Annotated in this window: 9 protein-coding genes; 6 read left to right on the forward strand and 3 right to left on the reverse strand. The window is 33.7% G+C overall.

What is annotated here, in order from left to right; genetic code table 11:
- Positions 1-267 precede the first annotated feature (267 nt).
- The 3 genes from GOQ24_RS02920 (at position 268) to GOQ24_RS02930 (ending at position 3,428) form a co-directional block, all read left to right on the forward strand.
- Complete coding sequence (locus GOQ24_RS02920) at positions 268-795, forward strand: RNA methyltransferase (RefSeq protein ID WP_155091168.1); 528 nt, start codon at positions 268-270, stop codon at positions 793-795.
- Between the two features lie 1,253 nt (positions 796-2,048).
- Positions 2,049-2,927, forward strand: a complete 879-nt coding sequence (locus tag GOQ24_RS02925) for a DUF3806 domain-containing protein (RefSeq protein WP_160339067.1) — start codon at positions 2,049-2,051, stop codon at positions 2,925-2,927.
- A gap of 300 nt (positions 2,928-3,227) precedes the next feature.
- Positions 3,228-3,428, forward strand: a complete 201-nt coding sequence (locus GOQ24_RS02930) for a hypothetical protein (RefSeq protein WP_160339068.1) — start codon at positions 3,228-3,230, stop codon at positions 3,426-3,428.
- 245 nt (positions 3,429-3,673) lie between these two features.
- On the opposite strand, the gene folK is transcribed toward GOQ24_RS02930, so the two are convergent.
- Entirely contained in the window at positions 3,674-4,807 is a 1,134-nt protein-coding gene (gene folK / locus GOQ24_RS02935) for a 2-amino-4-hydroxy-6-hydroxymethyldihydropteridine diphosphokinase (protein WP_155091165.1), read from the reverse strand.
- 125 nt (positions 4,808-4,932) lie between these two features.
- Here folK and sppA point away from each other — a divergent pair, with 125 nt between their 5' ends.
- Both sppA and GOQ24_RS02945 read left to right on the forward strand, forming a co-directional pair.
- Complete coding sequence (gene sppA / locus GOQ24_RS02940; protein ID WP_160339069.1) at positions 4,933-6,702, forward strand: signal peptide peptidase SppA; 1,770 nt, start codon at positions 4,933-4,935, stop codon at positions 6,700-6,702.
- A 90-nt stretch (positions 6,703-6,792) separates the two neighbouring features.
- Complete coding sequence (locus GOQ24_RS02945) at positions 6,793-9,444, forward strand: AsmA-like C-terminal region-containing protein (protein ID WP_160339070.1); 2,652 nt, start codon at positions 6,793-6,795, stop codon at positions 9,442-9,444.
- Between the two features lie 52 nt (positions 9,445-9,496).
- Here the strand turns inward: GOQ24_RS02945 and GOQ24_RS02950 are convergent, their stop codons facing one another.
- Positions 9,497-10,294 (reverse strand): DUF2797 domain-containing protein, encoded by a 798-nt coding sequence (locus GOQ24_RS02950; RefSeq protein WP_160339071.1) that lies wholly within the window; start codon positions 10,292-10,294, stop codon positions 9,497-9,499.
- Positions 10,295-10,403: 109 nt separating this feature from the next.
- On the opposite strand from GOQ24_RS02950, the gene GOQ24_RS02955 reads away from it, so the two are divergent.
- Positions 10,404-11,912 carry a GH3 auxin-responsive promoter family protein gene (locus GOQ24_RS02955; RefSeq protein WP_155091161.1) on the forward strand — a complete coding sequence of 503 codons (1,509 nt, stop codon included), beginning with the start codon at positions 10,404-10,406 and terminating at the stop codon, positions 11,910-11,912.
- A gap of 70 nt (positions 11,913-11,982) precedes the next feature.
- Here GOQ24_RS02955 and GOQ24_RS02960 read toward each other — a convergent pair.
- Positions 11,983-12,239 (reverse strand): hypothetical protein (locus tag GOQ24_RS02960; protein ID WP_243731244.1); only part of this gene is annotated, 257 nt, incomplete at its 5' end.

Consider the following 12,239-nt stretch of genomic DNA (forward strand, 5'->3'; position numbering starts at 1 on the left):
TTTGATTACATATTCATACTTCCCGAAAAAGCCTTCTATTAATAATATTAACGACATTATTGATCAAAATAGACTAATAGCTTAAGTCGAACTCACGTTAAAATAGTATTGACTGATTAACCTCCTTTTTTTCAGTGTTTGTATAGTGATAGACTTTAAAACAAATTATTTGTTTATTACTCAATATAATTTGCTGTTAAGCGATGTTTACTTGTCAATTCTTTTTTCTTAGAATTTATTAAGTAATTTTGCCCAAAATTTTAAGTTATGCGCAAATTAGCTAATAGCGAATTAGATCGTAAGAATGTAGAAGAATTCAAGGCTTCCGAAAAGACTCCAATTATAGTTGTATTAGATGATGTAAGAAGTTTGCACAATATTGGTTCTGTGTTTAGAACATGCGATGCTTTCTTGATAGAGAAAGTGTACCTATGTGGTATTACAGCTACACCTCCGAACAAAGAAATTCACAAAACAGCATTGGGGGCTACTGATACCGTGGAGTGGGAGTATGCAAAAGAGGTGGTTGAAGTTGTTAAGGGCTTAAAAGAGCAAGGAGTTTCTGTACAATCAGTTGAGCAGGTTGAAAAAAGTGTGATGCTTCATGACTTTAAAGTTGAAACAGATGTAAAGTACGCATTAGTTTTTGGTAACGAGGTCAAAGGGGTTAATCAAGAAGTTGTTGATTTAAGTAATGGCGTTATTGAGATTCCACAATTGGGAACCAAACATTCGCTTAATATTTCAGTTAGTGCAGGGATCGTGATTTGGGATTTGTTTCAACAAATGCAATAGCAATTTATACAGTTTTATTTATACACATATCCTGTCCATTGCTTGGAGGAGAAAGCGGATTTCTATCGTTTAACATAGGCTCTGATTGTGATTAGTCTGCCTGGATAAAGGTTGTCATCACAGTTGTAGTGGATAAATAAGGAATATAGCTCCTTATTGATACTGAGCATACTAACGGCAATTGCTCTTTTGATGATTTTAAAAAATAAAAGAAATCAAAGGAGGAATGTGATAGCAGGTAAGACGGCAATTCAATGCGAATGTCAACTTCGTGTTTTTTTGTTTTTTAAGAGAATTGATTTACAGGTGATTAATATATGAAAGCTACTTTATAACAAAGTAGCTTTTTGTTTTCAAAAACACTGATTCTCGGGCTATAGAAGTTAACTGTGTAAGATTAGTATCCAAGGTTATAAAGGAAACCGCCACGCAATCTTTTTGTTCTACAATAGATGTTGGCCTTAAGATACAGCTTATCTAATCTGCTCGTTTAGTTTAGCACTTCAATTCGACCTGGATAGAAAAACCAATAGCTAAGCGGTCTATTTACTTGAAGAATATAGTAATTGTAGCAATCAACGAGTAACGATAACACTCATATATAGAGTATTCTTCAGTATAATAATGATCAAATACAGCTTTTTACGAGAAGGATTTGTGCGTTTTTGGTCGTACTTTCTTAGGGGTTTCTAGGAGGTTTCTAGGGGGTTTCTTGGGAAAACACCCCTTTTTGCCAGTAAAACTGCAAGAATACTCGAAGAATTGTGCAAGAAAGGCCAAGGAAAATACAATTATCTCTTGTACTTAGTTAGCACATAATCGGCTTGAATGCTTTACAATTACTAAGAAAAAAGGAAAACTATATCTAAGTGATTTTCTGAAATCACATAGAGTGATGCAACAAGAGATAGTTTAAAACAATTCTATGAGTAATAGATGAATAGGAGGAGGAGGATACTTGAAGTCGTTCATTGGTTTCAAGGTACCAGAGAAATCAAATCAAAAATGCTTTACTTTCACTTTTGCAACTTGTATTGCTACCAATAGTGACAATATTCTTTGTGTTAAGAACGGCAATATTAATGCTGTTGGTTGATCTTTTTGGATCGGAGTTTATGTGTATAAAGCAATGAGAGAATGGGAATTTTGTGGTTTTTAGAAGGAATGAATTTTTTGCATACGCAACAACTTGAGATACTGCTTCAATATTGCTTTTAAAAGTATATATTTGATTCAGAAAAAATATATAAACGATGAAAATATTTGAAATAGGGAATGGACAAACCATTATGAAAGGACCAAGCGATTATTATTGCTCATTGGAAAATGAAAAAACCTTGCAGATTTACAAGGGGTTAAGTGAGAATGAGCCAGTGATTCGCGTAAGTATGTTGTACTTTCAACGCAATGAAGGAGTAACTCAAGAAGAAGCAATTCGCACCTTTCAAGAACAAGCAAAAGAGCACAATGCTGAATGTACTGTTCTTCCCAATAAAGTTTACTACGCATACGATAGTCATGCAATAGAAGATGTGTACATGCATGTCTATGAAGTAATGTATGGTGAAAATATTATTATCGTTTCTTTATCTGCTGCTAAGGGGACTGAAGGAAGCGAAGATGTAAAAGCTCATTTGGAGGATATGAGACAAATGGTAGAGAGTATTGATAGTCTGGCATCTTTAGAACTTCCATTACTTGAACCTACTTATAACGATATGTACTACCTCTCTCAGGCTGTTGCAAACCTCTATGGAATGGATGCAGAGGAAATCGATGAATATTACACAAGTGGTAAAGCAATAGATCGCTTACAAACAATTCTCGACAATAAAGAGTATGACCAAGCAGATGGAGCTGCTCACTTTGCTTTAGGGATGGCATTTGGTGTCGCGATGGTTTACGAGTACCCTGATCTACATTGGGTTTTGGTAAGTGATCAATATGGTAGAGAGCTTGCGCTGCAATATCAGAATTTGGCAGTTCAGTGTTTTCCTATCAGTATGATATTAAAACGCTTAGAGGACAATGAAGTTATTGATGTTAAGCATTTGTTGCAAGAAACGTTTAATCAAATTCAAGCTACCTTGCAGAAAGACGAGGATTTTAGATATTTAGAATACAATTACTAATAGTCCTTTAGACTCAATTTTTTGTCTTGTTGTGGAGAGTTTTTAGAATTCGGATTTTGCAATTGATTTAGTCAATACTTGTTTTCTTAAAGAAGAACCCTAATTTAATCAATACTTTGAGATTAGATATGATCATAAGAATAAGAGAACATGAATTGTTTTTATCACTTAGATCAAATTGCTATATCTCAGTGTACTGATTGCTCAAAAGGACTTTGTCCTTTGTGTTCACAGACATAAACGATACCTATTTGTCAAACCTATAAGTCAAAGCGGTTTACTTCAGAAAAGTGGACTATATTGAAAGATATTTTGACAATCTATATTGGAGGAGGAATACTCCTGTTCGTTTTTATTCAATTTACTATTAATACTGGTAAATCTCCAAGTAGTGATACACCAATAAAATTGGCTATATACTTTATGATGTTTTATCAATTTGCTGCTGTTATTGCAGGTTGGAAAATGTTCAGTAAGATTACATCATTTATGTTTATGTGATTGTCTATTATTGGTTAGTTAATCTACGTTATGATTAAGTTTCTCTTATCTTCACTTGTAGGATTAGTCATGTTGCCTTTTCGTACAATTCGAAGTATTCTTAGATTAATAGAGTTAAAGAAAATAGACCGTATTGGTAAAGTGGTTTAAAAGGGTTAACCCCTTTGAGTATACGGTATAAATATAGAGGGCAGTCAATTGCATTCAATTGACTGCCCTTTTATTTTGTGTATTATTAAATTTTTCTATTTTAGTTTATCTTGAATTAGATTGAGGATGTGGATATAATCTTCTTGATTAGCAACAAAGTCTAAGTCAGAGATATCAATGGTCAGCACCTTTTCCGGGTGTAGTGTCTTAACATAGTTTAGATAACCTTGGTTCACATTATCTAAATAGGTAGATGTGATATCACTTTCGTATGATCGTCCTCTTTTCTTTATATTGTCAAGTAGTCTGTCCGTATTTTGATATAAGAATACATAGAGATCAGGTTGAGGTGTCTCTTTGTACATGATTTCAAATATTTGATGATATAATCTGAACTCATCTTCTTCTAAAGTAATTTGAGCAAAGATGAGTGATTTGTAGATATAGTAATCTGCAATAACAAACTCCTTGAATAAGTCATATTGAGCTAAATCATCAGATAACTGATTATATCGATCGGCTAAAAACGACATCTCTAAGGGAAAAGCATATCGTGTTGCATCTTTATAAAACTTAGGAAGGAAAGGGTTATCTGCAAATCCTTCTAATATTAATTTAGCATTGAAATCATCAGATATTCGAGTAGTCAAGGTTGTTTTACCAGCTCCGATATTTCCTTCAATTGCTATAAAGTTGACATCCGTAAATCCATATTTACTGATAGGTTCTTCAATAGTTCCCACCAATTTGTATTCGGTTTGATCAGGACATACTTTCAGTAATTCTCGATACGATTTTTTTAGGATGGGATGTGACCATTCTAAATTCAAGTCAGCTGCCGGTAAAAGAACAAATCTCCTGTCCTGCATCAGAGGATGAGGTATGGTCAATGTCGAGCTATTGTGTACTTCTTGATTAAATGAAATGATGTCTATATCTATGATACGCGCTATATAACCTGGTTCGTTACTGCGTATTCTACCCAATGTTTTTTCAATTTCTAATATTTTAGAAATGGCTACTTCTCCTTCCAGTGTACTATGTATAAGTAATGCACAATTAAAAAAAGCCTCGCTTTGAAATCCCCAAGCAGGAAATTCGTAAATTGGCGAAACCTTAATAACAGTACCTATATGTTTGTGAATAAGATCAATGGCCTTTTGGATATTAGCCATTTTATCACCTTGATTGGTACCTATAGATAATACTATGTTATTTTGTGTATACATAAGGGCAAAGTAACTAAAAGAAATTTGAATAAATGCTACTTTTGTAGTAGTTCTTATCCACAAAATTAATTGGGAATGTAACAAAATTAGTATCAATACGACTAATAGAATAAATTGTTTTATATATGAGATTTTTAAGAAATGTGTTAGCGACAATCGTAGGGTTATTTGTCTTTACTATTTTAGCTTTCTTTATGTTATTGTCAATTGGAGCGGCAATCGGAAGTAGTGGCTCTGAAAAAGTAGTAGTTAAAAGCAATTCTGTTTTAGAATTAGATTTATCTAAAGTGACTTATGATTATGGAGGCAAATTTAACTTTAAAGATATCAGTATTTCAGATGAAGATACAGATGGTTTGTCAAATGTTTTGAAAGCCATTGAAGTAGCTAAATCAGATGATAAAATTAAGGGGATATCTATTTTGAAGAACAATTCTTCTTTGGGGATTTCACAGCGAAGCGAATTGCGTGAGGCATTAGAGCGTTTTAAAGAAAGTGGCAAGTTCGTCCTGTCTTATGCGGATATGTACTCGCAGACAGAATACTATTTAAGTTCTGTCGCTGATTCTATTTACTTGAATCCTGTGGGAGATTTAGATTTTAGAGGGTTAGCAACAGAAATTCTTTATTTGAAAGACCTTCAAGAAAAAACTGGTGTGAAGATGGAGGTGATTCGTCATGGTAAGTATAAGAGTGCTGTAGAACCATACTTAGAGAATAAAATGAGTGCAGCGAATTATGAGCAAATTTCAGTGTTTTTAAATTCTATTTGGGGTAATGTGGTTACTGATATATCAAACAGTAGAAATATCTCTGTAGAGAAACTGAATGAGATCGCTGGCAGTCTGGGTGCAAGAACACCTGAATTAGCTTTGAAAACAGGTTTGGTAGATAAAGTAGTTTACGAAGATGAGTATCATGCTGATATTAAAAAAGCACTTAACATAGACGACGATGCTGAGTATAATAAAATTAAAATTTTAGAATACACTAAGTCAATACATGCTGCTGAAGCTTTGAAAACAAAAGACGATCAAATTGCAGTTATTTATGCACAAGGTCAAATTTTAAGTGGTGAAGGAAATGTAAACTATATTGGAGAAGGGTCAATCAATAGAGCCTTGAGAAAAGCGAGAAAAAACGATAAAGTAAAAGCGATTGTTTTGCGCGTGGATAGTCCAGGTGGAAGTGCATTGACATCAGATTTAATTTGGCGAGAAATAGAGTTAACTAAAAAAGAGAAACCTGTAATTGTATCTATGGGAAGCATGGCTGCTTCTGGAGGTTATTACATCTCGTGTAACGCAGATAGAATTTTTGCAGATGCTACCACAATTACTGGGTCTATCGGCGTTTTCGGTATGTTGCCAAACTTCAGTAATGTCGCTTCGAAGTATGGCGTTAATGCACAACAAGTAAAAACGCATGAGAATGCAGTTATGTATAGCCCATTTAAACCTTTAGATGAAAATTCAAGAAAGCATATCACAGAAAGTGTAGAGAATGTATATACTACGTTTGTTAACCGTGTAGCAGCTGGTAGAGACATGACTTTTGAGCAAGTTGACGCTTTAGCACAAGGTAGAGTTTGGACGGGTACAGATGCGATTGCTAATGGATTAGTTGATGAGATCGGAGGCTTGAGTAAAGCTATTCAATATGCAGTTGATAAAGTTGAACTTGAAACTTATCAAGTTGTCAATTATCCTGAGTATGAATTAAATTTTGAGGACTTGCTTAGAAAATATTTAGGAGCTTCTGTTCTAAAAAACCAAGATGAGTTGATCAAAGAAAAGATTGGAGAAGCTAATTATGAACTAATTGAGCGTTTAAACTATTTTAATTCTCTAAAAGGAGTGCAAATAATATTACCTTATGAGATAACTGTCTATTAAGAGTAACAATAATGGAAATATGTAAGAGAGCCAACTGTATTTATACGTGTTGGCTCTTTTTTTCGTTATTTTGTATAAAATATATTTGTTATGGGTAAAAAGATTTTGAAATGGGGTGGAGGTATTCTTGTCCTATTAATTATTTTATTGTTATTAACTCCAGTCTTGTTTAAGGGGAAAATACAAGACTTAGTTAAGAAGACTATTAATGATAATATTAATGCCACAGTCAACTTTGAAAGTGTAAACTTAAGTTTAATACGCAATTTCCCTAAGGCAACAGTGTCGATTAATGAGTTAGTAGTTATTAATAAAGCTCCTTTTGAGGGAGATACACTTGTGTATTCTGAAAAGATTGGTCTGAAAATGTCAGTGATGCAATTGTTTAACAGTGCAAATGAACCAATGCAAATCGAGTCTATCTCCGCTCTGAATACAAAAGTGAATGTACTTGTAGATGAGAAGGGGGTAGCTAACTATGATGTGGCAATTATAGATGAAGAGGATCAAGAGGATTCAGAGGATTCAGAAACGACTCCTTTTTCATTGGCATTAGATTATTACTTAATCGAGAATTTGAATGTCAGCTATACTGATTTAAGTTCTAAGATGACTTTTATTGCAAAAGAGTTATACCATCAAGGTAAAGGAAACTTAGCTAATAATGTATTGGACTTAAATACGGAGACGAGAACGAAAGTTTCATTCGACATGGAGGGGACCAAAATGTTGAATGATGTAAATCTATCTCTAAAAGCCATTATCGGAATAGATATGGATAGTATGAAGTTTACATTTAAGGACAATAAGGCTTTGATTAATCAATTGCCTTTGCAGTTTGATGGGTCATTGCAGATGGTTGAGGATGGTCAATTGTACGATTTGACTTTCGGTACTCCTGATTCAGATTTCAAAAACTTCTTGGGATTGATACCTGAGGCTTATGCAGGAAATTTGGATGGGGTGACTACCTCAGGGGATTTTAAGGTGGATGGAAAAGTAAAAGGGAAATTATCTGAGCAAACGATACCGACATTGGCAATTCACATGGGAGCTAAGAATGCGTCATTCCAATATCCGGATTTGCCACAAGGTGTTTCAAACATTGTTTTAGATGTCAATATAATGAATCAGACAGGAATAGTGAAGGATACTTATGTTGACCTTAACAAACTGTCATTTAAAATTGATAAGGATGTTTTTAATGCAAGTGCAAACATTAGAAATATAACAGAGAATATACTTGTAAACGCTAAGTTTGACGGAATAATTAACCTGGCAAATGTGACAAAAGCATATCCAATAAAAATGGATATACCCCTTTCGGGAATATTGAAAGCAAATGTGAATACTGCTTTTGATATGAATTCGGTGGAAAAAGGACTCTATCAAAATATAAAAAACTCAGGTAGTCTATCGTTGACAGGGTTTAACTATTCAAATGATGCCATGGCGAAGCCACTGCAGATACAAGAAGCAGCTTTGACCTTTAATACAAGTAATGTAAGCTTGAATAAGTTTAACCTGAAAACAGGAACAACAGATATCGCAGCTGATGGTCGATTAGATAATTTATATGGGTTCTTATTCAAAAAGCAAACACTAAAAGGAAACTTCAATGTTAATTCAAGCAACTTTGTCTTGGCGGATTTAATGAAAGAAGATGTTGTTTCAACAACGGAAACTCCGAAGAAGGAAGAAAAAGCGACAAATGATGCAGCAGAGCCTTTAAAAATACCAGGATTCTTAGATTGTACTATTAACGCAAATGCCAAAAAGGTAGTCTATGACAATTTAGTGCTTAACAATGTGAAAGGTAGTTTGGTTATTCGCGATGAAGCTGCTCGTTTACAGAATATGTCAACAAATATCTTTAATGGTATACTAGCTTTTGATGGGAATGTATCAACAAAAGAAACTACTCCAGTTTTCGATATGAATTTAGGATTAAAATCCCTTGATGTAAAAAGTACATTTACAGAATTAGAGTTTCTTAAAACGATTGCTCCAATTGCGGGAATTGTTAGTGGAAAAATAAATGGAGATGTGAAGATGAGTGGAAAGTTAAATGCTTTAGACTTAACACCAGATATGAATAGTTTAAGTGGGGATATTCAAGGAACTTTGGTTGACTCTGAAATTGATCCACAAAAATCTCAATTGCTTGCGGCTTTAGATAAGGGGGTTTCTTTTATAGACTTAAAGAAAATAGATTTAAACAACAAGCGTATGCATATTGTGTTTAAAAATGGAAAAGTACAGTTTAAACCCTTTGACATAAAGTTAAAAGACATGGCGGTACAGGTATCAGGAGAACATGGTTTTGATCAAACGTTAGACTATGATTTAGATTTTAAAGTACCAGCTAAGTTATTGGGTAGTGATATTGCAAATACATTAGCTAAGTTAGGACCAAAGGAAAGCGATAAATTCAATGCGATCCCTGTAAAGGTAGAGTTAACTGGTAACTTTGCTTCTCCTAAAGTTGGAACAAATATGGGAGAAGTGGTAACTAATTTGACAAATCAGATTATTGAAGAACAAAAAAACAGATTAGTTGACAAGGGAACAGAAGCTTTGTTTGATATGCTTGGTGGAGGAAAGAAAAAGAATGAAGGGGAAGGAGCTAATGCGGAAGGAGAAGCAAAAAAAGATGAAACAGAAGAAGTTGTTAATAAACTCGGTGAAGGATTAAAAGGGTTATTCGGCAAAAAGAAAAAAGAAGAACCTACAAAAGAATAGTTTAAAAAAAAAGAGAGCTCTTTCTAAAGAGCTCTCTTTTTTGTTTTTCGTATTATTGAATATTTATATTGACTACAAAGCCTTCATAGGTACGAATATTAAATACGGTTCCATCTTCAAATATTAAATATTGACCTTTTACTCCTTTTAGTTTCCCTTCAAAAGAAGGCGTTTTTTCTAAATTGAGACTTTTAATTTTTGTTGGATATTGCAAGACAGGATAGTTGAGGTCTAATAATCTGTTCGATGTTGTGTCAAAATAAGATTTAACTTCTTCTGGTAGCTTGTCTAAGAGAGATTCTCTTATTGCATATAAATCTTCTGTAGCTATTTCGTTTTGAAGCATTTTTCTCCAATTCGTTTTGTCTGTAAAGGTATCTTTTAGAGCTACTTCAGTGATTCCTGCTAAATATCGGTTTGGCACCTCTACAATCTCTATTGCTTTTGATGCTCCCTGGTCTATCCATCTGGTAGGAACTTGAGTTTTACGAGTAACGCCTACTTTTACATCGCTGGATAATGCAAGGTATACTATATGAGGTTGTAATTGAACTTTTGATTCATAAGCTAAGTCGCGGTCTTCAATCCCTAAATGTGCTGTACTTAGTTCTGGTCTCATAATCCAATCACCAACTTCAGCACTTTTATAAAAGCAATCATAGCAAAATCCTTGTCGAAATATCTTTTTGTGCTCTCCACAGTTCAAACATTCATATCCGACAAATTCGATTTGAATTGTTCTGTCTAATATTTGATTGATATTTAAAAAGTTATTTTTAAAGACTAAATAGTATTCAATAGGATTGTTAAATTCCGTCTGCATTTTGTTTAAAACTCCTTCGTATTGCATAAATAAAATTGTTATTTTTGGTAAGGCAGTAAAAATACAAAAAACATTTACTACTAAAATTATTTGCTTTTTTATTTAAAAGTAAATTAGACTGATTATTTGACACTATATGGCTTTTACAATTATTAATTCTATAGCATCATGGATTCTCAAGAAGCGAATTCATCAAATAGATTTGTTTAGAAAATACCCTAATGAAGTTCAAAATGATTTGTTTTTAAGTTTGATTAAAACAAATGAAAAAACTTTATTGGGTAAAGAGTTTGGATATGAAAGTATATCTAACTATAAGACTTTTTCTGAAAGAGTACCTTTATTCAAGTATGAGGAATTTGAACCTTATATAGAGCGTGCGCGAAAAGGTGAAAGCAATATATTTTGGCCAGAGCAGATTCGTTGGTTTGCAAAGTCAAGCGGAACCACTAATGCCAAGAGCAAGTTTATTCCTGTTAGCAATGAAGCTTTAGAGAATTGTCATTACAAAGCAGCAAAAGATCTATTGTGCTTGTACTTAAATAACAATGAAAATTCCCAACTCTTTACTGGAAAAAGTTTGAGATTAGGTGGAAGTAAGCAGTTGTATGAAGATAATAATACTTTTTTTGGTGATCTTTCGGCTATTCTGATTGACAATATGCCTTTTTGGGCAGAGTTTAGCAGTACGCCAAGTAATAAGACTTCCTTGATGTCTGAATGGGAAAGTAAGATGAATGCGATCATCAAAGAGGTTAGAAATGAGAATGTAACAAGTTTTGCAGGTGTTCCATCTTGGATGCTGGTATTGTTTAATCGCATTATTGAGGAAACAGGTAAGCACGATTTACACGAGCTATGGCCCAATGCAGAAGTTTACTTTCATGGAGGAGTTAGTTTTGAACCGTATAAGGATCAATATAAGAAGTTATTGCCAAGAAAAGACTTTAGGTATTACGAGATCTATAATGCGTCAGAAGGGTTCTTTGCTATTCAAGATCAGAACGATTGTAATGAGTTGCTTTTGATGCTTGATTATGGCATTTTCTATGAATTTATACCTATGGATACCTATGGGACGTCAAATCAAAAGATTATTCCGCTATCCGAAGTTGAAAAGGACAAGAATTATGCTATAGTTATTACAACCAATGCTGGTTTAGTACGTTATTTGATTGGAGATACTGTTCGATTTACAAGTTTACTACCTTATCGCATTAAGATCACTGGAAGAACTAAGCACTATATCAACGTTTTCGGAGAGGAATTAATGATTGAGAATACGGATAGAGCACTGGCTAAGACATGTAATGAGTTTAACGCTGAGGTAGCTGAATATACAGTTGCACCAATTTTTATGAATGGAACAGATAAAGGAGCTCACGAGTGGTTAGTCGAGTTTACTAAAGAACCTTCGGATATGAGACTTTTTAGTGAAGTATTAGATAAAAACTTACAAGCATTAAATTCTGATTATGAAGCTAAAAGAGCTAATAATATGACATTGAATCCATTGGTTTTTCACAATGCAAGAAAGAATTTGTTCTACGACTGGTTAAAAAACAACGATAAGTTGGGAGGCCAACATAAAGTTCCAAGATTGTCTAATGAGAGAAAATTGTTAGAAGAACTTTTAAATATGTAGAATAGAAAGTAATATAAATAAGAAAACCTCGCCTTGCGAGGTTTTCTTTTTATGAATAGTTTTGCTAAAATTATTTAGCAGCTTCTTCTGTAGCTGGAGCTTCTTCTGTAGTAGCTGGAGCTTCTTCTGTAGTAGCTTCAGTTTCAACAACAGTTTCTTCAGTTGTAGCTGGAGCCTCTTCAGTTGTAGCTGGAGCTTCTTCAGTTGTAGTTTCAACAGTTGTTTCTTCTTGAGTTGCTTCTTTTGCAGTTTCTTTACAAGATACAAAAGATACTCCCATCATAGCTACTAAAGCAATGCTTAATGCGATTTTTTTCATCTTAAATT

This window comes from Myroides sp. LoEW2-1, assembly GCF_009767705.1.
Taxonomy (GTDB): Bacteria; Bacteroidota; Bacteroidia; order Flavobacteriales; family Flavobacteriaceae; genus Flavobacterium; species Flavobacterium album_A.

Bases quoted from the DNA above. Each gene is read 5' to 3' on its own strand.
- GOQ24_RS02920 (WP_155091168.1), top strand. From the start codon at position 268: ATGCGCAAATTAGCTAATAGCGAATTAGATCGTAAGAATGTAGAAGAA.
- GOQ24_RS02925 (WP_160339067.1), top strand. From the start codon at position 2,049: ATGAAAATATTTGAAATAGGGAATGGACAAACCATTATGAAAGGACCA.
- folK (WP_155091165.1), bottom strand. From the start codon at position 4,807: ATGTATACACAAAATAACATAGTATTATCTATAGGTACCAATCAAGGT.
- sppA (WP_160339069.1), top strand. From the start codon at position 4,933: ATGAGATTTTTAAGAAATGTGTTAGCGACAATCGTAGGGTTATTTGTC.
- GOQ24_RS02945 (WP_160339070.1), top strand. From the start codon at position 6,793: ATGGGTAAAAAGATTTTGAAATGGGGTGGAGGTATTCTTGTCCTATTA.
- GOQ24_RS02950 (WP_160339071.1), bottom strand. From the start codon at position 10,294: ATGCAATACGAAGGAGTTTTAAACAAAATGCAGACGGAATTTAACAAT.
- GOQ24_RS02955 (WP_155091161.1), top strand. From the start codon at position 10,404: ATGGCTTTTACAATTATTAATTCTATAGCATCATGGATTCTCAAGAAG.